The sequence below is a fragment of the Rhabdonatronobacter sediminivivens genome (assembly GCF_013415485.1).
GTDB lineage: Bacteria > Pseudomonadota > Alphaproteobacteria > Rhodobacterales > Rhodobacteraceae > Rhabdonatronobacter > Rhabdonatronobacter sediminivivens.
The window spans coordinates 23,064-48,550 of the sequence record NZ_JACBXS010000021.1 but is presented as its reverse complement, the minus strand read 5'-3'; the positions used below and the strand labels follow the sequence as shown (position 1 = coordinate 48,550).

The following is a 25,487-nucleotide window of genomic DNA, read 5'->3' as shown; positions in this document are numbered from 1 at the left end:
GGTTGGGTCGGCTGGGGCGCAGTATCGCCTAACTCTCGGCGCCCATCAACTCGGCCACGATGCGGGTGACGATGGGGCGGGCCTGGGCCTCGCGCATGCCGGGGCGCAGGCGCCGGTCATAGAGGATCTGCAGCAGCAATTCATCATGCGGGGTCAGCACGGCAAATTCGGCGGCGTCATTGAACAGCGACGGACGGGCCTGCACGCTGTCATTGGGCAGGCCCAGGCCCTGGGCGAGTTCCTCATGGAAACAGGCGCGGCGGGTGCGCTCCTGCAGCTCGGCCCGGATGATCGCCACGGCATCGGTATAGACCTGGCCACCATGGCGGGAAAAGGCGATGACCATGCAAAAGGTGCTCAGCGGCATACCAGTGACAATGCGCATGGTGTCATCATCAATGCCCGGGACCAGATCGCGCAGGCGCGGGCCGATGGCGCGGCGCTCGGCCTCGGACAGAACCAGGACGTGGAAATTGCCGTCCCCCTGCGCAAGGCTGACCGGATGCCCGGTCAGCCGACCCAGCCGCGCGGCATAGGCTGCCACCTCACTCCGGTCCTGCTGGCGTTGTGACGGGGGCACCGACTCACCGAACTCCAACCGCATGCGCACCGGCGCCTGCCAGCGCCTCAGCGCTGCGGGCGTGGCGCGTGACACCGGACGGCCATCGACCATGACATATTCATTGTAAAGCGCGATGCGGACAAAGTTTTCGGCCACATCCCTGGCCGTGAAGGGCACATCATCGGCGGTGACATCGGTGCGCAGCAACCCCTCCGAGATCCGGCGGGCTTCGATCCCGGCAAAGTAGCGCGCCACCGTGTCATCAGGGGCCGAAGGCGTGGCTGCTTGCTGTTCCGGCGCCGGTGGCGGGGCGGGGCTTTCGGCAGGCGCCGGTGTGTCGGCTTCAGGCACCAGGGCCAGTTCGCACCCGGCCAGCAACACCGCCGAGGCAAGGGGGACCAGCCCTGCCGAGACGTGACGAAACCGGGCCGCCCGCCGCATGGTCAGCCGCCTGCCTGGGCCGCAGCCCCGTCGCCCGAGGCCCGCGCCTTGGCCGAAGCCAGCGACTCGCGCAATTCGGATTCCATCCGGGTCAGTTCCTCGGCGGCGGCAACACGGCGGCTGCGCCCTTCATCGGCGATCTGCAGGCTGTCCTCGATCGTGGCGATCAGGGTGGCATTCGCCTCCTTGACAGCCTCGATATCGAAAACCCCGCGCTCAACCTCCTCACGCACGGTCCGGTTGGCCTCGCGCAGGTTTTCGGCGTTGCGGGTCAGAAGCTCATTGGTCAGATCACCCGCCTCTCGCACGGCCTGGGCGGCCTCTTTCGACCGCTGGATGGTCAGCGCCTGCGCAAGCTGCGTTTCCCACAGGGGGACCGTGTTCACCAGCGTCGAATTGATCCGCGTGATCAGAGCCTTGTCGTTCTCCTGCACCAGCCGGATCGACGGCAGCGACTGCATGGTCACCTGCCGTGTCAGCTTCAGGTCATGCACCCGGCGCTCCAGATCATCGCGGGCGGCGCGCAGGTCGCGCAGCTCCTGCGCCATCATCACCTTGTCCGCCTCAGACGCGGCATCAACCTCGGCCTGTTTGGCAGGGATCGTCTCGGCATCCAGCTTTTGCAACTGGGTATCGCCCGCGGCAATATACAGCGCCAGCTCGTCATAGAATTCCAGCGTCTTGTCATAAAGCAGATCAAGCGCCTTGATATCTTTCAACAGGCGCGTTTCATGGCCCAGCAAAGCTTCGGTGATCCGGTCAATCTGGTCCTGCACGGTTTCATATCTGGCCATGAAATTCGCCATTGGCGTGGCGCGCCCGGTCAGGCGTTCCCACCAGCTCCGCTGGCGCCGCGTGTCCAGTTCGGTGACCGAAAACCCGCGAATGGTGGTGACCATTTCCCGCAGCGTGTCGCCTGCCGGACCCAGATCCTTGTTCTTCACATCGGTCAGCATGGACTGGCTGATCTGTTGCAATTCTAGCTGCGCGCCGGCGCCGAACCCGATGATCGAGCCGGTATCGGTGATGTCGATTTCGGCCAGCCGGGTGCGGATCGCCTCGGCCTTGTCGGCGGGGGCCTGGTCCAGGGTCAGCAGATCTCCCTGGGGTTCGGGCAGGGCCTTGTCCGCCAGGGTCTGAACCTCGGGCGTGATCTCCATCGCCTTCTGGCGCACGGTGTCGGTCATTCTTGGCTCCCTTCGTCGCGGCGCCGGGGGCTTGCCCGCGCCGCATGGTTGTCAGGTGGTCTGTCGCGCGGCCGCGTCGGTGCGCAGCCCTTCGCGGGCCAGCCGCTCACGCAGAACCTCCATTTCGATATCCAGCGCCTGGCGGTCATCGCCGAGCAGGGTTTCGCGGCGCAGGGCAAAGCGCCCTTCCATGTCATCCAGCAGCGCCGCGTATTCACGCCGGGCGGTATCATCGCGGGTGCGGGCATAGAGGTCCGCAAACTTGGCCGTGGCATCGCGCGCGCCGGTCAGATAGACGCCCAGATATCGGCGCGCCGCGCTTAGCCGGCGGGGGTCATCCTCGACCGCGCGGAACAGGGCGCGGGCATTGGCGCTGAAGCTGGCCACCCGGTCCACCAGCGCGCGGTCGCCGCTGCGGCGGATGGCCTCGGCCATGTCCTTGAGGTGCTTTTCAGCCTCGGCGGTGGCGCGCAGGGCGCGGTCGGTCTGGAATCCGTCCACACCGTCCATCCCCTTGTCGCGCAGCGGATCAGGACCAAAGGCACCCAGATGCAGCACCGCCCCCAATGCGCCCAGCAGCACCGCCGCACCCGGCCCCGCGCCCAGAGACGCCAGCCCCAGCGCCACCCCCGTCAGCACCGACCCCGCAATCTTGCGCGGAAAGGCGGGGCGGCGGGCAGCCTCGCGCGCGTCATAGGCGTGCTGCGCCAGCACCCCCTCACGGGTCAGCCAGGCGGCCAGCATCAGCAGCGCAAAAACCCCGAGGTTCAGAACCAGCCCGGCCGGATCCTGCAGGAAGGCGCGGATTGCAAAGATGAACGGCACCACGAACAGCAGGTTGACCCGCGCACCGGCCGGATGCACCCGGAGGGGCAAGTCTGGCACCCGCTTGCTGCCGGGGCTGTATTTTCCGCCGAACCGCCTTGCCACGTCCTCAGCCTCCGAATGCCGCGACATAGATCATGAGCGCCAGAAGCAGCACGAAGCTGGTTCGCTGAAGTCCCGTGTTCGTCATCAAATATACCCGGCTCAAATCCGCCTGCCGCTCACCATACGACATGGCAAGCGGATTCGGAAAGCGCAAGGTCCCCATGGACAGAGATTATCCACGCAAGACCGGGTGTTGCCTTGTCCTTGGACCAGAGGGGCGGTTACAAGCACTGTGACCTGTCCTGGAACATGCTGCCATGAAGCCTTTTCTGATCCTGCAACTGCGCCCCGAGGTTGAGGCCGCGGATGAGGAATTCACCGCCTTCCTGCGCCGCGGGCGGCTGGATCGCGGCCAGGTGCATCGCATCCGCCTGGATCAGGAGCCCCTGCCGGTCGACCTGTCGCTGGACGATTACGCCGGCGTGATCGTCGGCGGCGGCCCCGGCTGCGTGAGCGACCCGCCCGAGGCCCGCAACCCTACCGAGGCGCGGATCGAGGCTGCGATCCTCTCGCTCATGCCCGAGATCACGGCGCGGGATTTTCCCTTCATGGGCTGCTGCTACGGTATCGGCATCCTGGGCCACCACCTGGGCGCCCCGGTGACCAAGGCGCTTTATGGTGAACCCGTCAGCCCCACCACCGCCACCCGGACCCCGCAGGGCGCCGCCGACCCGCTGCTGGCCGATCTGCCCGACCGCTTCGATATTCTGGTCGGCCACAAGGAGGCACTGGATGATCTGCCAGAGGGCTGCGTGCATCTGCTGGAGGGGCCGCGCTGCCCCTTTCAGATGATCCGCCACGGCCAGAACGTCTATGCAACGCAATTCCACCCCGAAGCCGACGGACAAAGCTTCGCCCTGCGTATCCGCATCTACCGCGACAAGGGCTATTTCCCCCCCGATCAGGCCGAGGCGCTGACCGCCGCCTGCCGCGATGTCATGACCGAAGCCTCAGGCCGGATACTGGCGAATTTCACCGCGCGCTACGGCGCCTGAAGGCGCAGCACCTGCCAGAAAAGCCCAGCCCGGCGCGCCCCGCGCCGGGCAGCGCCCTCGGGGCGCGCAGGGTGGGTGGGTGGGCGCGGCCCGAGGGCGCTTCCACACCACCCACAAGCGCCCCCCGGCAGGACGAGGTTAGTCGGTCCAGCCCGCCAGATTGCTCTCGATCACTTTGGTCAGCGCGGCGATATGGGCGTCATCGTCGTTCAGGCAGGGAATATAGGTGAAATGCTCGCCGCCTGCCTCCTCGAAGCTTTCCTTGATCTCTTCGTTGATCTCTTCCAGCGTCTCGATGCAATCGGCGGAAAAGGCCGGCGCCACCACCGCCAGCCGCTTCACCCCCTGCTTGGCCAGATCGGCCACATGGTCCACGGTATAGGGCCGCAACCATTCCTCGGAGCCAAAGACCGACTGGAACGTGGTCTGGATCTTGTCCTTCTCCCAGCCCAGTTTCTCGCGCAGCAGGCGCGTCGTCTTCTGGCACTGGCAGTGATAGGGGTCACCTTCCAGCAGGTAACGCTTGGGCATCCCGTGGTAGCTGGCCACCAGCACCTCGGGCTTTTCGTCCATGGCGTCATAGGCACTCTGCACCGATTGCGCCAGTGAATCGATGTAATCCGGATGGTCGAAATAGGGCGCAACGGTGCGCGCGGCGGGCTGCCATTTCTGTTCCATCAAGGCGCGGAAGAACTGGTCGCAGGCGGTGGCTGAGGTCGCGCCCGCATATTGCGGGTAAAGCGGGAAGAACAGGATCTTCTCGCACCCAGCCTTGACCATTTCCGCGACCTTCGACTTGGTCGAGGGATTGCCGTAGCGCATGCAGAAATCCACCATCACATTGTCGCCAAAGCGCGCGCCAATGGTTTCGGCCAGCTTGGCGGTCTGGTCCTTGGTGATGGTCATCAGCGGGCTTTCGCCCTTGTCATGGTTCCAGATGGATTTGTAATTCGCCCCGCTGGTGAAGGGCCGCTTGGACAGGATCACCAGTTGCAGCAGGGGTTGCCACAGAAACGGCGAATAATCGATCACCCGCCGGTCGGACAGGAACTCGTTCAGATAGCGGCGCATGGACCAGTAGTCGTAATTGTCCGGGGTGCCCAGATTGGCCAGCAGCACACCGATCCTTGCCTGCGGAACCGGCGGGTGGTCCGGGTTGGCATGGGCCAGGCGGCCTTCGCCGGGCTGATCCATATGCACGGGACAACGGGCGGCGGTCTGGCTGGGCTGAGCATCAAGCATGGCAGAGGGTCCTCGGTTACGGCTGCGTCCGGGTCAGAGGTGACATATAGGGTTTTGCCCGGGGGTCAATCTTTGCGCGGGATCAAGCCGCCCCTGGGAAGCGGTGTTTCCCGCGTTCCAAGCACCTCGGCCAGGCGTGTGCTGGCGGAACCCGGGCGCAGCGGGCGCGGCTGGCTGGCGTCCGGGGCCCAGCCGGTCAGGAAGATCAGGTCATAGCTGATCCGTATCCGCCCGTTCGGCGCTGCGTGATGGGCGCGCAGCAGCGCCTCGGCCCGGTCAAAGAGGGCGCGGGGCGCGGGGCGGCGGCGGCGTCCGGCCAGGGCGTTGCCCTCGCCCATGGCGCGCAGGTCCGTGGCCAGATGCCGCAGGTCCCGGTAATCCGCGCGCAGGGTCACCGAATCCGCCACCGGCAGGGCAAAACCCGCGCGTTGCAGCAAAGCCCCCAGATCACGGATTTCGGCCATGGGCAACACGCGCGGCGACAGGCCTCCGGTCAATTCGGATTCTGCCTGCGCCAGCGCCGCGCGCAACTCGGCCAGCGTCTGGCCACCGAACAGCACCCCCAGAAACAGGCCATCCGGTTTCAGCGCCCGGCGTGCCTGCACGAGTTGCCCCACCGGATCGGCAGCCCAGTGCAACGCCATGGCGTGGATCACCAGATCATGGGCACCCTCTTCCAGTGCCAGAACCGGATCATCGGCAACCAGCACCGCTCCGGGCAGGAAATCCACCCATGGCGCGGCCAGAGCGCTGATGATCGCAGGGGTCGTAAACCTTCTGTTAACCTCGCTGAGTCTTTCCTGAAGCTCGTCGCGGGCTTGCGCATGCAGGAAAGGCATCGCCTCGGCGCGCTGGCGGTTGCGGGCCAGGGCGGCGGCATCGGCGATTTCGGGCGGTTGGGTCATGGCAGCTCCGGTGTTGAGCGGTATCTAGGAGAGAGGGATGGTTTTGCAAAGCCTGCTGCGCGCGATCTATCCGCCGCAGTGCCTGACCTGCGACACGCTGACCGATACCGAACACGCGCTTTGCCCCGAGTGCTGGCGCGCGGCAAATTTCATCCATGGACTGGTCTGCGACAGTTGCGGCCTGCCCCTGCCCGGTGCGGCCGATGACATCCCCGTGCAATGCGATGACTGCCTGCGCATCGCCCGGCCCTGGGAACAGGGGCGGGCGGCCATGCTCTATGGGGACAAATCACGCTCCGTGGTCCTGGGGCTGAAATACTATGACCGCCATGACTATGCCCGGGCGGCCGGGCACTGGCTGCACGCCGCCGCCCGGCCCATGCTGCGCCCCGGCATGCTGGTGGCACCCATCCCCCTGCACTGGCTGCGGCTGGCAAAGCGGCGCTACAACCAGTCGGCGCTGCTCTCGGCCGGGTTGGCGCAGGCCGCGGGGCTGGAGCATTGCCCGGACCTGCTGGTGCGCACCCGCCACACCGGCACCCAGGACGGGCGCGGACTGCGGGGGCGGTTCGACAATGTGGTGGGGGCCATCGCCCCCCATCCCAGGCGCGGCGCGCGCATCCAGGGCCGCGATATCCTTCTGGTCGATGATGTCATGACCGCTGGCGCCACATTCTCCGCCGCGACCGAGGCCTGCATCGCCGCCGGGGCGGCATCGGTGCGGGTGGTGGCCCTGGCGCGCGTTGCGCCGGGCGCATAATTCCGTATAGTCGCGCGCAAATCCCCTGTCGCCAGGATGCGCCGATGCAAGACGTTGAAATCTATACCTCGCCGCTTTGCGGTTTTTGCCATGCCGCCAAGCGGCTGTTGAAAGCCAAAGGCGCCGAATTCAGCGAAATCAATGTCCTGACAAATCCCGGACGCAAGCCCGAGATGATTCAGCGCGCTGGCGGCGCCCGCACGGTGCCGCAGATCTTCATCGGCGGCGTTCATGTCGGCGGCTGCGATGAGCTTTACGCGCTTGACGATGCCGGGAAGCTGGACACGCTTCTGAAAGGATAGACCAATGCGCGCGGCACTTGTGCAGATGACCAGCAGCGATGATCCGCAGGCAAATCTTGACGCGGCACGCGGCTACCTGCAAGAGGCCGCGGCCCGGGGCGCCGATCTGGTGCTGACGCCCGAGGTGACGAATTGCGTCTCTACCTCGCGCAGCCATCAGAACGCCGTCCTGCGCACCGAGGACGAAGACCCTGCCCTGGCCGCCCTGCGCGCAGAGGCGCAGGCGCAGGGCCTGTGGCTGCTCATCGGCTCGCTGGCGCTGAAAACCGATGACCCGCAGGACCGCCGCTTCGCCAACCGCTCGCTCCTGATCGGACCGGATGGCGCCATCGCCGCACGCTATGACAAGATCCACATGTTCGACGTGGATGTGTCCGAAACCGAAACCTATCGCGAATCCGAAGGATTCCGCCCCGGGGACCGTGCCGTGCTGGCGCATACGCCACTGGCGCCTATCGGCATGACGGTCTGCTATGACATCCGCTTTCCCCATCTCTATCGCGCCCTGGCGCAGGCGGGGGCGCAGATCCTGACGGTGCCCGCCGCCTTCAGCTTTGAAACCGGCAAGGCACATTGGGAAACCCTGCTGCGGGCGCGCGCGATCGAAACCGGGTGTTTCGTGCTGGCCCCGGCCCAGACCGGCACCCATTCCGCACAGCGCGGCAAGGCACGCACCACCCATGGCCATTCCATCGCAGTGGCACCCTGGGGCGAGGTGCTTCTGGATGCGGGGCAAAGCCCCGGCGTGTTCATGGTGGATCTGGACATGACCGCGGTGCAGACGGCACGCGCGCGGGTGCCCTCGCTCCGCCATGACCGGCCCTTCGCAGGTCCGTGACATGGATCCGCGCACCGGGGATATCGCCGCTGCCCTGTTCAGCGAATTGCTGATTGCCGACCAGATGGCGCGCAACCGGCTGTCGCGTGTCCTGCCGAAGGGGATGGAGCTGTCGCATTTCGGGGTTCTCAACCTGCTGGCCCGGCTGCAGGAGGAACGCACCCCCGCGCAACTCGCCCGCGCCTTTCATGTCACGCGCGGCGCCATGACCAACACGCTGGCAAAGCTGGAATGGGCCGGATACATCCATATCCGCCCGGATTGGGATGATGCGCGGCGCAAACTCGTCTCGCTCAGCCCCGCCGGTCAGACTGCGCGGGATGCAGCCCTGGGCGCGCTCACCCCGTTGATTGCCGAAATGGTGGAAAACGTCGGCCTCGACCGCGCGCGCCAGGTGATCCCCATTCTGCGCGCCCTGCGCCAGACGCTTGAGGCCAACTGAAACCCATGGCAACGCCCCCCCTGCCCGCAAAGCGGGCAGCGCCCGCCGCAGGCGCGCTGGGTGGGTGGGTGGGCGCGGCTTGGGGGCGCTTTTCCGCACAGGTCAGGTATTGCCGGGCCCGGGCAGTTTCAGGCGGCCACCCGCTCGCGCCTGCCGCGCTGATCACGCAGGATATTGACCACCAGCAGACCCAGGAACACCGCAAAGGCGGCCCATTCTATACCCCCCAGCTCCGGCCAGATCAGCACACCGAACAGCACCACCAGCAACCCGCGTTCGAACCAGTTCACCGCAGTCTCCATATACCCTTCGATGGCTGCGGCAAAACAATAAAGCGCCGCCGCCGAGAGGATGAAGATCTGCAGTTTCTCCAGGGTGGTGCCATGCAGGATCGGCGAATAGGCGAACAGCAGCGGCACGATATACAGCCCCTTTGCCATCTTCCAGGCCGTCACCCCCGTTGCCATGGGCCGTGACCCCGATATCGCCGCCGCGGCAAAGGCCGTCAGACAGACCGGCGGCGTCACCGAACTGTCCTGGCTCAGCCAGAAGATGATCAGATGCGCAGCCAGCAGCCCGGCCAGGATCACATCGCGTGACAGCGTCTGTTCGATGATCAAGCGATGCATTTCCAGCGGCGCGGCGGCAAAGATCTCCGATGCCAGCTCGCGCGACATGGGCTCGCCTATGGCGGCGGCGTGATCGGGCGAGCCCAGCATCAGCATTGCCCCCACCGACTGGTCGATATTCCCCGCCGCAATGGCCGAGATCAGTTCGACATTGGTGATCAGGTCCGCCAGCGCCGGGGCCGAGAGCGTGGCGATGACGATATAGGCCGCCGTCACCGGCAGCCCCATCCCCAGCACCAGCGAGGCCAGCGCGATCAGGATGATGGCGATCAGGATCGACCCGCCGGACCAGGCGCCGATCATCAGCGAAAACGTATTGCCGATGCCCGAGATCGTCACCGCCGTGATCACCACCCCGATGGCCACCAGCAGCACCGCCGTCAGCACCATGTTCTTCGCCCCCAGCGCCAGCGCCTCCAGCACGGCCCATGGCCCCATGGGGTTGCGGGTGATCCAGCTGGACACCACCACGGCGATGATGGCGATCCCGGCGGCATAGGTGGGCGTGTAACCCCAGATCATCAGCCCGATCAGCACCCCGATGGGCAGGAAGAAGGACAACCCGTTGTCCTTGAACACCTGCCAGAGGGTTTTCTGCGTGGAGGCTTCATCGGGCTGCAGGTTCAGCCGCTTTGCAGTGATGCGGATGTAATAGCCCACCGACAGGAAATAGAGCGCCGCCGGCAGCACCGATACGGCGGCGATGGTCAGATAGGGGACCTGCGTGAACGAGGCCATGATGAACGCCCCCGCCCCCATGATCGGCGGCATGATCTGCCCCCCGGTGGAGCTTGCAGCCTCGGTCGCGGCGGCGGTCTTGGGCGGGATGCCCGCGCGTTTCATCAGCGGGATGGTAATGGACCCGGTGGATACCGTATTCGCCACCGCCGAGCCCGAGATCGTCCCCATCAGCCCCGACCCGATGATCGCTACAAAGCCCGGCCCGCCCATCATGCGCCGCGCCAGCACCTGCGCAAATTCAAGAATGAACGCCCCCGCGCCCGAGCGCATGAGGAACGCCCCGAACAGGATGAACATGAACACAAAGCTGTAGGAGATCCGCGCCACCGTCCCAAACATGCCGTCATCGGTATAGAAAACCCGAAACAGCATCGTATCGGTGCGCAACCCCGTGAAGCTGAGCATCCCCGAGATCTGGCTGCCCCAGAAGGTGATATAGGTGAAGGCCAGAACGATCAGGATGGGAATGATCCAGCCGGTGGTTCGGCGGGTGAACTCGATCCCCAGCACTACGGCAAGGACGGTAAAGAACCAGTCCTGCCAGGCAAAGCCGGTGGTCTGGATGCGGCGATAGAAGTCCAGCTCGTTGGTGTAGAGATAGGCAAACAGGCTGAGCGCGGCGATGGCCAGCACGACATCGAGCGCCAGCACCAGACGCTGCCCGCCCGGCGTGCGCGCCTGCCAGGCGGGAAACAGCAACGCGCACAGAAAGCCGAAACCTGCGAAATGGAACACCGCGATCCACAGTTCCGACCAGGTGCTGAGCGTGTTCAGCCAGATATGCGCCAGCGCCAGTGCGACCCCGAACCAGAAGCTGACCTTGCCGGCCGCGCTGTCGGGGCTGCGCTGGCCGGAATCGCTGTCATCGGTCTGGGCGGCAATGGCCAGTTTCTGCGGATCGGCGGCCTGTCTGGGGTCTGGCGTCATGGGGCTCTGGCCTGTCGCTGCATTGGATCACGGCACGGGCACAGCACGCGCGTGAACATGGTCCACCCGGGGTGCCGGTGCCTCTGAATGGCGAAAGGGCCGGGTTGCCCCGGCCCTGCACATGTGCGCGGCTCAGTCCACCGGCGCGATATTTTCGGGGATCGTCAGCCCCTCTTCCTCGTAGAAGCGCGCAGCCCCGGGGTGCAGCGGCAGCGGCAGACCGGCCATGGCGTTCTCCAGGCTCATGTCACAGGTCGCAGGGTGGATATTGCACAGGAAGCCCAGGTTTTCGTAGATCGTCTTGGTGAACAGATAGACGTCTTCCTCGGGGACATCGGCATTCACCGCCAGGAAATTGGGCTGGGCGATGGTTTCCAGATCCTCGTCAATGCCAGGATAGGTGCCGCCGGGGATGGTGATGGAGAAATACAGCCCGGTGCCGCCGTCAAACAGCTCCAGCTCTTCCTCGGTCACGGACAGCAGGGTCACGGCATCGCCCATCTGCGCCTTGGCGCGGGTCACGGTGCCGACCCCGATGCCCGAGTTGATGTTGACCGAATCAATGGTGCCGTTGATCAGCGCGTCGATCGAGGGCGCAAAGCCCTGATAGACCAGATCCCAGCTTTCATAGTCGATGCCGAAATTCTCCAACAGGAACTTGTTGGAATGTTCCGTCCCCGAATTGCGCGCGCCGATCGAGAACGGGCCGCTCAGGTTGTGCAGGTCGCTGGCGGTGCCGGTCTCGACCTGTGTCGTGCGCAGCAGGAAATGTTCCACATTGGGCCACAGCATGGCGATGGAGCGCATGTTCTCCTGGGGGCCGGCCTCTTCCAACGCGCCGGAGCCTTCGCGCGCCCATTGGCCGAACAGCCCCTGCATGATGGCAAATTGCGCCTGGTTTTCCCGCAGCAGCACGGTGTTCTCCCCCGACCCGGCCGATGAAATGGCCGACATGTCGATCCCGTGCGCGTTCTGCAAGTGAATCTTGGCCAGGGTCGCCAGCGCCACACCCACAGGATAATAGGTGCCGCCCGTCCCGGCGGTGGTCAGGACATAGTTGCGGTCGTCAGCTTCGGCCATGTTCGGCGCCAGCGCAGCAAGCGGTAGCGCCAGAGCGGATGCCAGCGCGACACGCCGGGTGAAGGGTGCAAAGGTCATGAGGGTCCTCCCAAGGATTGTACGTGTGGGCTCTGTGGCCCGTTGGTCATGCGGCCTGCAGATGCGCAACGCCCGAGACGTGATCAGGTTGGCCGAAGCTTGGCCACGGATCAAGAAAATTTGACTCGGAAATGTGCGGGGCGGGCCTGGCTGCGCATATGCTGTGCACCCCAAAGCATCCTGCGCAGGATTGACAGGGCGCCGCCTGGACGGCACATCTGGACCCGGGCGCGCCACCATGGCCGTGCCAGAGCGGGGTGCAAGGTGCTGGTTTTCATCGAAAAACGTCTGGTCCTGCTGGCCACTCCGAAGACCGGCAGCACAGCGCTGCATTCGGCGCTGGCCCCGCATGCGGACATGGCGTTTCGGAACCTTCCACAGGTAAAACACATGAGCCTGCGCCGATACATGCGCTTCGTGGCGCCCCTGGTGGCACAATATACCGACAAGCCCATGGAAACCTGCGCCCTGATCCGCGCGCCCGAGGACTGGCTTGGAAGCTGGTATCGTTACCGCCAGCGCGATGCCATCGCAGCCACACCGCGCAGCACCCGCGGTATGGATTTCGACAGTTTTGTGGGCGCCTATCTGTCGAAACCGCCGCCGCCCCCGGCCGCCGTGGGAGTTCAGTCACGGTTTCTGAGCGGGCCGCGCGGCGAGGGCGGGGTGGATACCCTGTTCCGGTATGAGGCGATGGAGGCCTTTTGCCTGTGGCTGTCCCGGCGGCTGGACCTGCCGCTGGAGCTGAAGCGCGAGAATGTCTCGCCCGGCGGCGGCGGCACGCCGGAGCTGTCGCCCGCGATGCGTGCGCGCTTGCAGGCGGAACGGGCCGCCTGTTTTCGCCTGCATGAACAGGCGCAGGCCTGACGGGCGCGCCCTGATCCTTCGGGTTTTCGATCTTCGCCACGCTCTGGCCATGGTTCTGGCCGGAATCGGCCATTGCCCGGCGTTTTTCTTGGCGCCCGTGGTATGGAGGGTCCGATGCCATTCTTTCTGTCTGCCGGGCATGGCCTGCGCCGCATGGGGCTGGCCGCAGTGACAAGCGCCATGCTGGTCGCCCTGTCCCCGTCCAGCGCGCAGGCCTGCGCCGAGGTATCCCCCCGCGAGGCCGCCCGCATGACCGATCTGATCAATGCCGACCGGCGCACCCGCGGGCTGGCGCCGGTGCGTCATGAACCGAACCTGGCCCGGGTGGCCCAGGGTCACGCCTGCGACATGGCGCGCAACGGGTTCTTTGGCCACACCGGGTCCGGCAACGTGCCCTTTGCACAACGCGTGCGCGCCGCGGGTTTGCGCGGTTGTATCCTGTCCGAGAACCTGGCGATGGGCGTGCGCAGTTCACAACAGGCACACCGGGTCTGGATGCAATCGGCGGGCCACCGACAGAACATCCTGCGCCCGGACACTACACACGTGGGCCTGGGCATCGCCACGCCCCGCAACGGGCGCGGCATGCGCTGGGTAACGGTTTTCGCCGCAGGGTGCTGACCGGCCGGCTGCCTTCGGGTGCAAGGATCGCAGGCAAGCTGACATTGCTGGTGGCGCGGTACCGGGCGGGGGGCACTCCCGCCCCCATGGCCGCTTGCGCGCAAGCGCGCAACCACCATGGCGTTGGGCCCGGCAGCGCGGCCAGGGCCGCGCTGATCGCCCGCGACACCGAGCGGCGGGCGCCCGACTTCGGCCCCGGACGCTAGATCAGCCCGGACAGCGTGACCAGTGCTGCGCCAAGAGCCAGCGCGGTCAGGCCGATGAGACGCCGGGTTTCCACCGGCATCTGCGCAAGCATGCGCAGCAGTTCATCAATACGCGAAGGGGCCAGTGCGAACACCAGCCCCTCGATGATCAGAACCAGCCCAAGGGCAAGAACAATGGTCTGCATCCTGCCCCCAGCCGTTCCGGATCAGTTTCCGATCATTTCTTCCAGCTCGCGAACGATGTCGGGCTCTTCGCCCTGTTCCTCGCGCTGCATGACTTCGGGTTGATCGACCTCCCCGGCCTCGGCCGCTTCGCGCAGGGCGGCGGCCAGTTCCGGATCCAGCCCGTCGCCGCGCAGGAAAGCGAAGAATTCGCTATCCGGACGCAGGACCATGGTGGCATTCTCGCCGCGCAACGCACGCTCGTAGGACTGGAGCGAGCGCGAGAAAGCGAAGAATTCCGGGTCAAGGTTGAAGGCCTCGGCGTAGATCCGGTTCCGCTCGGCATCGGCCTCACCGCGGATGATCTCGCTCTCGCGCTGTGCGGAGGAGACGAGTTCAACCACCGTCCGGTCCGCAAGGGCGCGCACGCGTTGTGCGGCCTCGTTCCCGCGGGCGATTTCGTCGGCGGCCTCGCGCTCACGCTCGGCGCGCATCCGGGCGAAAGTCGCCGCCAGGTTCTGCTCGGGGAGGTCGGTGCGGGTCAGGCGCACGTCGATCACATCCACGCCCAGCGTTTCAGCCTCGCGCCGAGCCAGGTCACGGATGCGGTTCATCAGGATGGTGCGGTCTTCGGACAGCACGGCACCGGAGGGCACGGCGCCCAGAACCTCGCGGATGGCGGCGTTCATGATCCGCTCCATCCTTCCTTGCGCGGCGCGAATGCCCTCCATGCCCACAGCCTCGCGGAAGCGGCGCACATCAGTGATCCGCCAGCGCATGAAGGCATCGACCACCAGACGGCGGTCATCGAGCGGTGTGATCTCCAACGGCTGGGTCCGCAGGCCCAGGATGCGGGCGTCATAGCGCACGACTTCCTGGATGAAGGGGATCTTCACACCCAGACCGGGCTCGTTGATCTCCTGCCGGACCTGCCCGAATTGCAGCACCAGAACGTTCTCACGCTCATCCACAACGAACAGCGCCGATACGGCCACCACTGCGACGACCACGATGACGGGAATGAAAAGTCCGAATTTCCGCATCAGTCGGCACTCCTCGGCTGCTGGCGCTGAAGCTGGTCAAGCGGCAGATAGGGCAGAACGCCCGTGCCGTTGCCGCCTCCGCCGGTGACATTGTCCAGGATGGTCAGGCTCATGTCGCCCAGCACCCGTTCCATGGTTTCCAGATACATGCGCTTGCGGGTCACTTCAGGCGCGTTCACATATTCGGAAAAGACCGAAACGAAGCGGCTGGCCTCACCCTGGGCGTTGTTGACCACCTGGGCGCGGTAACCTTCGGCCTCTTCCTGGACCTGGGCGGCTTCACCGCGCGCGGCTGCCAGAACGCGGTTGGCGTAGGCGTCAGCCTGACGTTCCAGCCGGTCACGTTCCTGACGTGCGGCCTGCACCTCACGGAAGCTGTCGATCACCTCCCGCGGTGGGTCGGCCTTGTCAAAGTTCACCCGGATGATGTTGATGCCCGATTCGTAGCTGTCCAGCGTGGATTGCGCGGCCGCGCGCAGGTCGGCGGCAATGGAACCCCGATCCCGGTTCAGAATCGGCGACAGTTCCGAACGCGCGATGATATCGCGCATGGCGGATTCGGACACCGCGCGCACGGTTTCGCGCGGATCGGCCAGGTTGAACAGGAACCGCGCCGGGTCGGTGATATTCCAGACCACCTGGAATTCGATATCCACCACGGCTTCGTCACGGGTCAGCATCAGGCCTTGGTCAAGAGGCGCGGTGCCGGTGCCCACTTCGGTCACACGCTCTGTCGTGACCTGCACGATCTCATGGGTGACGACCGGCCAGGGGGCAAAATTCAACCCCGGCGCGCCGGTGCGGTAATACTGGCCGAACATCAGTTCGACCGAGCGTTCCTCGGGCTTGACGGTATAGACCGACGCCACAAGCCAGATCAGGCCCAGACCCACAAGGCCCAGCAGGACGCCGCGCTTTGAGAAACCCGGCCCGCCCGAGCCACCGCCGCGACCGCCATCGCCGCCGCCACGGCCGCCCATGAGCACCTTCAGCTGCTCCTGGCCCTTTTTCACGATCTGATCGATTTCAGGGATATTGGGGCCCTGGTCGCCGGGGCCGCGCCCGCCGCCGGAACCCCCGCGCGGGCCGCCACCGCCACCGCGGTTGCCGCCCCCCCCTCCCCAGGGTCCACCGTTGTTTCCAGACATTCGGTCTTTTCCTTCACGTTTTCGTTTTGGATATCCAAGGACAACTTGGAAAGGTCTGATGCGAAATCAAGCAGAGTTCGACTTGACCTCAGGTTGAGCGCACCGGAGCGCGCATGGTGACCAGTTCCTCGGCCATTGTGGGATGCACGGCCACCGTGCGATCGAAATCGGCCTTGGTCGCCCCCATGCCAATGGCCACGGCGGCAAGCTGGATAAGTTCGCCCGCATCATCGCCGACAATATGACACCCTAGCACCTTGTCGGTATCCTGCGATACCACCAGCTTCATCAAAACACGGTCATTTCGCCCTGCAAACAGGCTGTGCATGGGGCGAAATGCCGCGCAATAGACGTGGATGGGCTCTTGCTCGCGGGCGACTTCCTCGCTCAGGCCAATGGTGCCCAGTTCGGGCCGGGTAAAGACCGCGCTGGCGATCAGGCTGTGATCGACGCTGCGCGGGGTCGCCCCAAAGACCGTATCGGCGAAGGCATGGCCTTCGCGGATGGCCACCGGCGTCAGGTTCACCCGGTCGGTCACATCGCCCACCGCAAAGATCGACGGGATCGCCGTCTGACTGTGGGCATCGACCGGAATGGCCCCGTTGCGCGACAGTTCCAGCCCCAGTGCCTCCAGGCCCAGGCCGTCGCTGTTGGGCACCCGTCCGGTGGCAAACAGCACCGCATCATAGGTGGCATCAAGCCCGGTTGTCGCCTTGACCCAGGTGCGCCCGTCGCGCCGCTCCATCTCCATGATGTCGGTGCCCAGATGCAGGTCGATCCCGTCCGCCTGCATCTGGTCGGCGATATGGCCGCGGGCTTCCTCGTCAAAGCCGCGCAGGATCTGGGCGCCGCGGTAGAATTGCGTGACCTTCACTCCCAGCCCGTTGAGGATGCAGGCAAATTCGCTGGCGATATAGCCGCCGCCGACGATCAGGATGCTTTCGGGCAGCGCCTCCATCCGGAACACCTCGTTCGAGGTCATGCAGCCGGCATCGGCCCATTTTTCAGGGATGAACGGTCGCCCGCCGGTGGCGATCAGGATGTGTTTCGCCGTCACCTGCCGTCCATCCGCCAACGCCACCGTATGCGGGTCGACCAAGGTGGCGCGGCTGTCGAAGAGGGTCACGCCGGCCTTTTCGGCATTGCTCCGGTAGATCCCTTCCAGCCGGGTCAGTTCGGCATCCAGCGCGGCGCGGAAGCGCGGCCAGTCAAAGGCGCCGATCTGCGCGTCCCAGCCATAGGCCTGCGCATCGGCCACCGCCTCGGGGAAGCCCGAGGCAAAGACCATCAGCTTCTTTGGCACGCAGCCGCGGATCACGCAGGTGCCGCCCATGCGGTATTCCTCGGCCAGCGCCACAGTTGCGCCATGTTCCGCCGCCGCCACCCGGGCCGCGCGCACCCCGCCCGAGCCGCCTCCGATTACAAACAGGTCATAGTCGAATGCCATGGGTGTCAGATATCCTTGAATGCGTTGTTGCCCATGTCGATCTGCACGGTTTCGGCGCTGACCCGGCCGGTGGTCATGTCGCGCCGCTCCACCCGCCCGTCAGCATGGCCGATCAGCACGATATCGCAGATATCGATGAACAACCCGTTTTCCACCACGCCCGGCACCTGGTTGAGCACCAGCGACAATTGCCGCGCATTGCCGATCCGCCCCAGGCCCAGGTCCAGGATGTGGTTGCCCTCATCGGTGATGAAGGGCCGGTCGCCTTCCATGCGCAGGCTGGCGGTGGTGCCCATGACATCCAGCGTGCCCAGGATTTCCTCGATCAGCGCCTTGGAGGCCTGCCAGCCAAAGGGGATCACCTCGACCGGCAGGGGAAAGGCGCCCAGATGCTGCACCTCCTTGGCGGCATCGGTGATCACCACCATCTGGTCCGAGGCCGTGGCCACGATCTTTTCCTGCAACAGCGCGCCGCCCCCGCCCTTGATCAGTGCCAGTTCAGGGTCGAATTCATCGGCGCCGTCGATGGTCATGTCCAGCCAGCGGGCCTCATCAAGGCTGACGACATCGATTCCCACCTGCCGGGCCAGTTCGGCGGTGCGGCTGGAGGTCGGCACGCCGGTGATGCGCAGCCCCTCCTCCTGAACCCGGTGGCCCAGTCGGCGCACCATCCAGGCGGCGGTTGAGCCGGTGCCCAGACCCAAGCGCATCCCGCTTTCCACCATATCGGCGGCGCAGACGGCGGCGGCATATTTCGCGCGGTCCACCGGGGACAACTGGTCGGTCATGGCTCTGGGTCTCCGCCTGTCGATCTGGCGGGGTTATAGGGGCATTCGGCCGGGGATTCGAGGGCGAATCGACCTCAGCTATAGGCGATCACCAGCAGCACACTGCCCAGGATCAGCCGGTAGATCACATAGGGCGTGAAGCTGACCGTGCGCAGCAGCTTCATCATGAAAACCAACGCCGCCCAAGCCGCAAAGAAGGCGATGAAGGCCGCAATCGCCCCGTCGCGCGCCGCCTGCCAATCCGCCATCCGCACCACGTCGATGCCCATCAACCCGCCCGAGGCGATGATCGTGGGAATGGACATCAGCATCGCCACCTTGGCCGCGCCGTGGCGGTTATACCCCATGGCCCGCAGCCCCGATATGGTGATCCCCGAGCGTGACGTGCCGGGAATCAGCGCCACCGCCTGCCACAGCCCCACATAGAGGGCGTGTTTCAGGGACCAGTCCTCGGCGTTGCGGGTGGTGGTGCCGAAACGGTCGGTCAGATACAGCACGATGCCGAAGATGATCATGGCCCAGCCGATCACCGCCACGCTGCGCAGCATCTCCATGATCCCCAGCAGGTGAAAGATCAGCCCTGCGATGACCACAGGAATGGTGGCGATGGTCAGGCACAGCGCCAGCCAGGCGCCCTGGGTGTCGATCTGCCCGCGCAGCATCCGCGGCACCCCGCGCACCGCCAGCGCCACATCGGCGCGGAAATACCAGCACACGGCAAAGAGCGTGCCCACATGCACCGCCACATCGATGACCAGGCCCTGATCCTCCAGGTTGGTCAGCGCCGGCAGCAGGATCAGATGCCCCGAGGACGAGACCGGCAGAAACTCGGTCAGGCCCTGAATCACCGCCAGCATGAAAATATGAAGAAAGGACATGACTGCTCCGACGTTTTGCGCGCACCATACTGATGCTGAGATACGGCGAAAGCGGAATTATATGTCAGCTATTGTGACCTATTTTTTGCATTTTTTCTCAGCGAATGGCCGCAGGGCGGCCAGAAACTGAATATTAGGTCAGCAATTATGTCTTTTCTTCTGCGCGCCGTGGTCTTAATAGACCCGAACGGAGCCAGGAGGACCCAGCATGACCCAGAGTCAGATGCTTCGCTTTATATCGGTAGAAAAGGAAATGCCGCTCAAACGCCCGCCCGAAATCCGGACCGAGGATTTCGGCGAGATATACGGCCAGTATCTGACCGAGAAGGCCGAGGAACAGGCCGGGCGGTGCAGCCAGTGCGGCGTGCCCTATTGCCAGACCCATTGCCCGCTACACAACAACATCCCCGACTGGCTGATGCTGACCGCGCAGGGCCGCCTGGAAGAAGCCTATGAGCTGAGCCAGGAAACCAACACCTTCCCCGAGATCTGCGGCCGCATCTGCCCCCAGGACCGCCTGTGCGAAGGCAATTGCGTCATCGAACAGGCCGGGCATGGCACCGTGACCATCGGCGCGGTGGAAAAATACATCACTGATACCGCGTGGGAAAAGGGCTGGGTCAAGCCCATCCGCCCCGCGCAGGAACGCAGCGAGTCGGTGGGGATCATCGGTGCGGGCCCCGGCGGGCTGGCGGCTGCCGACCGGCTGCGCCGTGCGGGCATCCAGGTCACCGTGTATGACCGTTATGACCGCGCGGGCGGGCTGATGACCTACGGCATCCCCGGCTTCAAGCTGGAGAAGCCCGTGGTCATGCAGCGGATCGACCAGCTGGCCGATGGCGGGGTGGAGTTTGTCCTCAACTGCAATGTGGGCGAGGATATCAGCTTTGACGCCATCCGCGGCAAGCATGACGCGGTGCTGATCGCCACCGGTGTCTACAAGTCCCGCGATCTGGAGGCGCCGAATGTGGGTGCCCCCGGCGTGGTGCGGGCGATCGACTATCTCACCGCATCGAACCGCAAGAGCTTTGGCGATGAGGTGCCGGAATTTGATTCGGGCGAGTTGAACGCCAAGGGCCGCCGCGTGGTGGTCATCGGTGGCGGCGACACGGCCATGGATTGCGTGCGCACCGCCGTGCGGCAGGGCGCGGTGTCGGTCAAATGCCTCTATCGCCGGGACCGCGCCAACATGCCCGGCAGCCAGCGCGAAACCCAGAACGCCGAGGAAGAGGGCGTCGAATTCGTCTGGCAGACCGCCCCGCGCGGCTTTGTCACCGATGATGACGGGGCCGTATCGGGCGTGATCGTGCAGAAGATGCGCCTGGGCGCCCCCGATGCCACCGGCCGCCGCTCCCCCGAGGTGATCGAGGGCGCCGATTACACCGAAGCCTCGGATCTGGTGATCAAGGCCCTGGGGTTCGAGCCCGAAGCCCTGCCCGCGCTCTGGAACGTGCCGGAACTGACCGTCACCCGCTGGGGCACCATCAAGGCCAGGTTCAACACCCATGAAACCGATCTGCCCGGCGTCTGGGCCGTGGGCGATATCGTGCGGGGCGCATCGCTGGTGGTCTGGGCCATCCGTGACGGGCGCGAGGCCGCCGACAGCATCCTGGCCTATCTGGAACAGCCCGCGCAGGTGGCGGCGGAGTAATCCGCCCCCCATCCCTTGCCATTCCGGGCGGCCCCGCCGACCCGATGTCCGAAAGGAACCCGCCATGACCAAGCTTCCTTCGACCTGGAGCGCCGAAGAACAGGCCCGCCGCGCGCTGGTCGCCAAACACGGCCTTTACAAGCCCGAAGATGAGCATTCCTCCTGCGGGGTGGGGCTGGTGGTGGCCATCGACGGCAAGCCCTCGCGGCAGGTGGTGGTCAACGGGATCGACGCGCTCAAGGCCGTGTGGCACCGCGGTGCCGTGGATGCCGACGGCAAGACCGGCGATGGCGCGGGGATCCATGTGCAGATCCCGGTCAATTTCTTCTATGACCAGATCCGCCGCACCGGCCATGAACCCCGCCCCGATCAGCTGATCGCCGTGGGCCAGGTGTTCCTGCCGCGCACCGATTTCGGCGCCCAGGAGCGCTGCCGGACCATCGTGGAAACCGAAGTCCTGCGCATGGGCTATGGCATCTATGGCTGGCGCCATGTCCCGGTGGATACCGCCGTGCTGGGCGAAAAGGCCAATGCCACCCGCCCCGAGATCGAACAGATCCTGATCCGCAACCTCAAGGGCACCGACGAGGAAACCTTCGAGCGCGAGCTTTATGTCATCCGCCGCCGGATCGAAAAGGCCGCCGCGCAGGCACAGATCAACGAGCTGTATCTGTGCTCGCTCTCCTGCCGGTCGATCATCTACAAGGGGATGATGCTGGCCGAACAGGTGGCCGAGTTCTATCCCGATCTGCGCGATGAACGGTTTGAAAGCGCCTTTGCCATCTATCACCAGCGCTATTCCACCAATACCTTTCCCCAGTGGTGGCTGGCCCAGCCCTTCCGCATGCTGGCCCATAACGGCGAGATCAACACCCTGAAGGGCAACCTCAACTGGCTGAAAAGCCATGAGATCCGCATGGCTTCTGGCGCGTTCGGCGATATGGCCGAGGATATCAAGCCCATCGTGGCCTCGGGCGCGTCGGATTCGGCGGCGCTGGATGCGGTGTTCGAGGTTCTGGTCCGCGCAGGCCGCAGCGCGCCCATGGCCAAGACCATGCTGGTCCCCGAAGCCTGGTCCAAGCAGGCCGTGGAAATGCCCGATGCCTGGCGTGACATGTACAATTATTGCAACGCCGTGATGGAGCCATGGGACGGTCCCGCCGCCCTGGCCATGACCGATGGCCGCTGGGTCTGCGCCGGGCTTGACCGCAACGGCCTGCGCCCCATGCGCTATGTCGTCACCGGTGACGGGCTGCTGATCGCCGGGTCCGAAGCGGGCATGGTCCCGGTGGATGAGCTGAGCGTGCGCGAGAAGGGCGCGCTGGGGCCGGGGCAGATGATCACCGTGGATATGGCCGAGGGCAAGCTCTACCATGACACGGAAATCAAGAACCGCCTGGCCGCTGCCCAGCCATTTGGCGAATGGGTTGAAAAGGTTGTGGACCTGAACGCGCGGCTGCGCGATGTCCCCGAAACCGGCCAGCTGGACCGCACGGAGCTGCGCCGCCGTCAGGTCGCCGCAGGCTACACCATGGAGGAGATCGAACAGATCCTTGCCCCCATGGCCGAGGATGGCAAGGAATCCGTGGCCAGCATGGGCGATGACACGCCGGCGGCGGTGCTCAGCCAGATGTATCGGCCGCTGTCGCATTACTTCCGCCAGAATTTCAGCCAGGTCACCAACCCGGCCATCGATTCCTTGCGCGAGTTTCGGGTGATGAGCCTGAAAACCCGGTTCGGCAACCTCAAGAACGTGCTGGACGAAGACAGCAGCCAGACCGAGATCGTGGTGCTGGAAAGCCCCTTCGTGGCCAATGGCGAATTCGATGTCATGGTGCGCGAGCTGGGCGCCAATGTTGTGACCATCGACTGCACATTCGCCGTGGACGCGGGCGAGGACGCCCTGCGCGCCGGGCTTGAGCGCATCCGGGCCGAGGCCGAGGATGCCGTGCGTTCCGGCGCCGGGCATCTGGTGCTGACCGATGAACACCAAAGCCCGGACCGCGTGCCCATGCCCATGATCCTGGCCACCAGCGCGGTGCATAGCTGGCTGACCGCCAAGGGGCTGCGGACCTTCTGTTCGATCAATGTGCGTTCGGCCGAATGCATTGACCCGCATTACTTTGCGGTACTGATCGGCTGCGGGGCGACCACGGTGAATGCCTATCTGGCGCAGGAAACCATCGCTGACCGCATTGACCGCGGGCTGATCGAAGGCACGCTGCTGGAGGCCATGCGCCGCTACCGCGCGGCCGTCGATGCAGGCCTTCTGAAGATCATGTCCAAGATGGGAATCTCGGTGATTTCCAGCTATCGCGGCGGGCTGAACTTCGAGGCTGTGGGTCTGTCCCGCGCGCTGGTGGCCGAATACTTCCCCGGCATGCCCTCAAGGATTTCGGGGATCGGGCTGCACGGGCTGCAGCGCAAGGTCGAGCAGATCCACGCCAAGGGCTGGCGCGGCGGCGAGAACATCCTTCCCATCGGCGGCTTCTACAAGGCGCGGCGGTCGGGCGAAAAGCACGCCTGGGAAGCGCGCTCCATGCATCTGCTGCAGAGCGCCTGCGATCAGGCCTCCTTTGCGCTGTGGAAACGCTACAGCGAGATGATGCAGTCCAACCCGCCGATCCACATCCGTGACCTGCTGGACATCAAGCCGCTGGGCCGCCCCCTGCCGATCGAGGAGGTGGAGAGTATCACCGCCATCCGCAAGCGCTTCGTCACCCCCGGGATGTCGCTGGGCGCGCTCTCGCCCGAGGCGCACAAGACGCTGAACATCGCCATGAACCGCATCGGCGCCAAGTCCGACAGCGGTGAGGGCGGCGAGGATCCGGCGCATTTCCACCCCGAACCCAATGGCGACAATCCGTCTGCCAAGATCAAGCAGGTGGCCTCGGGGCGGTTCGGGGTCACGGCGGAATATCTGAATGCGTGTGAGGAACTGGAGATCAAGGTTGCACAGGGCGCCAAGCCCGGCGAGGGTGGCCAGCTTCCGGGCATGAAAGTGACCAAGCTGATTGCGAAGCTGCGCCATTCCACGCCGGGGGTCACGCTGATCTCGCCCCCGCCGCATCATGATATCTACTCGATCGAGGATCTGGCGCAGCTGATCTATGACCTGAAACAGATCAACCCGCGCGCCAAGGTGACGGTAAAGCTGGTGGCGCAATCCGGCGTCGGCACCATCGCCGCCGGGGTGGCCAAGGCCAAGGCCGATGTGATCCTGATTTCGGGGCATAATGGCGGCACCGGGGCCTCGCCCGCGACTTCGATCAAATACGCGGGCCTGCCCTGGGAAATGGGGCTGTCCGAGGCGCATCAGGTTCTGGCCATGAACAAGCTGCGCGACCGGGTGACGCTGCGCACCGACGGGGGCCTGCGCACCGGGCGTGACATTGTCATCGCCGCCATGCTGGGGGCCGAGGAATACGGCATCGGCACCGCCGCCCTGATCGCCATGGGCTGCATCATGGTGCGCCAGTGCCAGTCCAACACCTGCCCGGTCGGCGTCTGCACCCAACGCGAGGATCTGCGCGCCAAGTTCACCGGCACCGCCGACAAGGTGGTGAACCTGATCACCTTCTACGCGCAGGAGGTGCGCGAGGTGCTGGCCGAGATCGGCGCGCGCTCGCTTGATGAGGTGATCGGCCGGGCGGATCTGCTGGCGCAGGTCAGCCGTGGGTCCGCGCATCTGGATGACCTGGACCTGAACCCGCTGTTGATCACCGTCGATGGCGCCGACAAGATCCGCTATGACCGTGACAAGCCGCGCAACAGCGTGCCGGATACGCTGGACGCGGAAATCATCCGCGATGCCGCGCGGTTCTTCGAGGATGGCGAGAAGATGCAGCTGTCCTATGCGGTGCGCAACACTGACCGGACCATCGGCACCCGGGCGTCCAGCCATCTGGTGCGCCGCTTCGGGATGCGCAACAATCTGCAGCCGGATCACCTGACGGTGAAGCTGGCGGGCAGTGCCGGGCAGTCGCTGGGCGCGTTCCTGGCGCCGGGGATCAAGCTGGAGGTCTTTGGCGACGCCAATGACTATGTGGGCAAGGGCCTGTCGGGGGGCACGGTGGTGGTGCGTCCGCGCATGTCCTCGCCGCTGGTGGCGCATGAGAATACCATCATCGGCAACACGGTGCTTTACGGGGCCACGGCGGGGCATCTCTTCGCCGCCGGGCGCGCGGGGGAACGCTTTGCGGTGCGCAATTCCGGCGCGCATGTGGTGATCGAAGGCTGCGGGTCCAACGGCTGCGAATACATGACCGGCGGGGTTGCGGTGATCCTGGGCAGCATCGGCGCCAATTTCGGGGCCGGGATGACCGGCGGCATGGCCTATATCCATGATCCGGATGGCACCGCGCTGGAGCTGATGAACCTGGAAACGCTGGTGCAGTGCAAGGTCACGGTGGACCATTGGGAGGCGCAGCTCAAAGGGCTGATCGAACGCCACGCGGCCGAGACCGAAAGTGCCCGCGCCGCCGAGATCCTGCGCCGCTGGGATGTGGAGAAGGACCGTTTCATCCAGATCTGCCCCAAGGAGATGCTGTCGCATCTGGAACACCCGCTGAGCCACGAACCGCAGGCCCTGCCTGCAGAGTGATGCCGGGGCATGGC

Annotated in this window: 22 protein-coding genes; 9 read left to right on the top strand and 13 right to left on the bottom strand. The window is 65.3% G+C overall.

Annotated features, from left to right (window positions below; all coding sequences use genetic code 11):
• Positions 1 to 28 precede the first annotated feature (28 nt).
• The 3 genes from HUK65_RS11245 to HUK65_RS11235 are packed head-to-tail and all read right to left on the bottom strand — an operon-like array spanning position 29 to position 3,120.
• A complete protein-coding gene (locus HUK65_RS11245; protein ID WP_179906364.1) occupies positions 29 to 1,003 on the bottom strand; it encodes a DUF2927 domain-containing protein in 975 nt (324 codons plus the stop codon).
• 2 nt (positions 1,004 to 1,005) lie between these two features.
• Complete coding sequence (locus tag HUK65_RS11240) at positions 1,006 to 2,190, bottom strand: toxic anion resistance protein (protein ID WP_179906363.1); 1,185 nt, start codon at positions 2,188 to 2,190, stop codon at positions 1,006 to 1,008.
• A gap of 51 nt (positions 2,191 to 2,241) precedes the next feature.
• Complete coding sequence (locus HUK65_RS11235) at positions 2,242 to 3,120, bottom strand: 5-bromo-4-chloroindolyl phosphate hydrolysis family protein (protein ID WP_179906362.1); 879 nt, start codon at positions 3,118 to 3,120, stop codon at positions 2,242 to 2,244.
• Between the two features lie 257 nt (positions 3,121 to 3,377).
• Here HUK65_RS11235 and HUK65_RS11230 point away from each other — a divergent pair, with 257 nt between their 5' ends.
• Entirely contained in the window at positions 3,378 to 4,115 is a 738-nt protein-coding gene (locus tag HUK65_RS11230; RefSeq protein ID WP_179906361.1) for a glutamine amidotransferase, read from the top strand.
• Positions 4,116 to 4,253: 138 nt separating this feature from the next.
• Here HUK65_RS11230 and hemH read toward each other — a convergent pair whose 3' ends face one another.
• Both hemH and HUK65_RS11220 read right to left on the bottom strand, forming a co-directional pair.
• Entirely contained in the window at positions 4,254 to 5,309 is a 1,056-nt protein-coding gene (hemH, locus tag HUK65_RS11225; protein WP_179906381.1) for a ferrochelatase, read from the bottom strand.
• 113 nt (positions 5,310 to 5,422) lie between these two features.
• A complete protein-coding gene (locus HUK65_RS11220) occupies positions 5,423 to 6,262 on the bottom strand; it encodes a methyltransferase domain-containing protein (protein ID WP_179906360.1) in 840 nt (279 codons plus the stop codon).
• Between the two features lie 37 nt (positions 6,263 to 6,299).
• On the opposite strand from HUK65_RS11220, the gene HUK65_RS11215 reads away from it, so the two are divergent.
• The 4 genes from HUK65_RS11215 to HUK65_RS11200 are packed head-to-tail and all read left to right on the top strand — an operon-like array spanning position 6,300 to position 8,604.
• Positions 6,300 to 7,022, top strand: coding sequence for a ComF family protein (locus HUK65_RS11215; protein WP_179906359.1), 723 nt, complete (start codon positions 6,300 to 6,302; stop codon positions 7,020 to 7,022).
• A 44-nt stretch (positions 7,023 to 7,066) separates the two neighbouring features.
• Complete coding sequence (gene grxC, locus HUK65_RS11210; RefSeq protein WP_179906358.1) at positions 7,067 to 7,324, top strand: glutaredoxin 3; 258 nt, start codon at positions 7,067 to 7,069, stop codon at positions 7,322 to 7,324.
• 4 nt (positions 7,325 to 7,328) lie between these two features.
• Entirely contained in the window at positions 7,329 to 8,162 is an 834-nt protein-coding gene (locus HUK65_RS11205) for a carbon-nitrogen hydrolase family protein (protein ID WP_179906357.1), read from the top strand.
• A gap of 1 nt (position 8,163) precedes the next feature.
• The gene (locus tag HUK65_RS11200) at positions 8,164 to 8,604 is read left to right on the top strand and encodes a MarR family winged helix-turn-helix transcriptional regulator (RefSeq protein WP_179906380.1); all 441 of its coding nucleotides are present in this window, start codon (positions 8,164 to 8,166) and stop codon (positions 8,602 to 8,604) included.
• Positions 8,605 to 8,732: 128 nt separating this feature from the next.
• Here the strand turns inward: HUK65_RS11200 and HUK65_RS11195 are convergent, their stop codons facing one another.
• Positions 8,733 to 10,901, bottom strand: coding sequence for a TRAP transporter permease (locus tag HUK65_RS11195; RefSeq protein ID WP_179906356.1), 2,169 nt, complete (start codon positions 10,899 to 10,901; stop codon positions 8,733 to 8,735).
• Positions 10,902 to 11,033: 132 nt separating this feature from the next.
• Positions 11,034 to 12,059, bottom strand: coding sequence for a TAXI family TRAP transporter solute-binding subunit (locus HUK65_RS11190; RefSeq protein WP_179906355.1), 1,026 nt, complete (start codon positions 12,057 to 12,059; stop codon positions 11,034 to 11,036).
• A 264-nt stretch (positions 12,060 to 12,323) separates the two neighbouring features.
• On the opposite strand from HUK65_RS11190, the gene HUK65_RS11185 reads away from it, so the two are divergent.
• Together HUK65_RS11185 and HUK65_RS11180 are read left to right on the top strand one after the other, a co-directional pair.
• On the top strand, positions 12,324 to 12,926 hold the full coding sequence (locus HUK65_RS11185) for a gamma-glutamyl kinase (RefSeq protein ID WP_179906354.1): 603 nt from the start codon (positions 12,324 to 12,326) through the stop codon (positions 12,924 to 12,926).
• A 114-nt stretch (positions 12,927 to 13,040) separates the two neighbouring features.
• Positions 13,041 to 13,547 carry a CAP domain-containing protein gene (locus tag HUK65_RS11180; protein ID WP_179906353.1) on the top strand — a complete coding sequence of 169 codons (507 nt, stop codon included), beginning with the start codon at positions 13,041 to 13,043 and terminating at the stop codon, positions 13,545 to 13,547.
• Between the two features lie 202 nt (positions 13,548 to 13,749).
• Here HUK65_RS11180 and HUK65_RS11175 read toward each other — a convergent pair whose 3' ends face one another.
• The 6 genes from HUK65_RS11175 to HUK65_RS11150 all read right to left on the bottom strand — a co-directional run bounded on the left by HUK65_RS11175 (position 13,750) and on the right by HUK65_RS11150 (position 19,219).
• The gene (locus HUK65_RS11175) at positions 13,750 to 13,938 is read right to left on the bottom strand and encodes a DUF2065 domain-containing protein (protein WP_179906352.1); all 189 of its coding nucleotides are present in this window, start codon (positions 13,936 to 13,938) and stop codon (positions 13,750 to 13,752) included.
• A 21-nt stretch (positions 13,939 to 13,959) separates the two neighbouring features.
• The gene (gene hflC / locus HUK65_RS11170; RefSeq protein ID WP_179906351.1) at positions 13,960 to 14,958 is read right to left on the bottom strand and encodes a protease modulator HflC; all 999 of its coding nucleotides are present in this window, start codon (positions 14,956 to 14,958) and stop codon (positions 13,960 to 13,962) included.
• On the bottom strand, positions 14,958 to 16,106 hold the full coding sequence (hflK, locus tag HUK65_RS11165) for an FtsH protease activity modulator HflK (protein WP_179906350.1): 1,149 nt from the start codon (positions 16,104 to 16,106) through the stop codon (positions 14,958 to 14,960). Before hflK ends, hflC begins: the two co-directional genes overlap by 1 nt.
• Before the next feature lie 88 nt (positions 16,107 to 16,194).
• Positions 16,195 to 17,553: a glutathione-disulfide reductase gene (gene gor, locus HUK65_RS11160; protein WP_179906349.1), complete on the bottom strand. Its 1,359-nt coding sequence runs from the start codon at positions 17,551 to 17,553 to the stop codon at positions 16,195 to 16,197.
• A gap of 5 nt (positions 17,554 to 17,558) precedes the next feature.
• Positions 17,559 to 18,341 carry a ribose-5-phosphate isomerase RpiA gene (rpiA, locus tag HUK65_RS11155; protein ID WP_179906348.1) on the bottom strand — a complete coding sequence of 261 codons (783 nt, stop codon included), beginning with the start codon at positions 18,339 to 18,341 and terminating at the stop codon, positions 17,559 to 17,561.
• 74 nt (positions 18,342 to 18,415) lie between these two features.
• The gene (locus HUK65_RS11150; RefSeq protein WP_179906347.1) at positions 18,416 to 19,219 is read right to left on the bottom strand and encodes an undecaprenyl-diphosphate phosphatase; all 804 of its coding nucleotides are present in this window, start codon (positions 19,217 to 19,219) and stop codon (positions 18,416 to 18,418) included.
• Positions 19,220 to 19,427: 208 nt separating this feature from the next.
• Here HUK65_RS11150 and HUK65_RS11145 point away from each other — a divergent pair, with 208 nt between their 5' ends.
• Entirely contained in the window at positions 19,428 to 20,870 is a 1,443-nt protein-coding gene (locus HUK65_RS11145; protein WP_179906346.1) for an NAD(P)-dependent oxidoreductase, read from the top strand.
• Between the two features lie 64 nt (positions 20,871 to 20,934).
• Positions 20,935 to 25,473 carry a glutamate synthase large subunit gene (gene gltB / locus HUK65_RS11140; protein WP_179906345.1) on the top strand — a complete coding sequence of 1,513 codons (4,539 nt, stop codon included), beginning with the start codon at positions 20,935 to 20,937 and terminating at the stop codon, positions 25,471 to 25,473.
• Positions 25,474 to 25,487 lie beyond the last annotated feature (14 nt).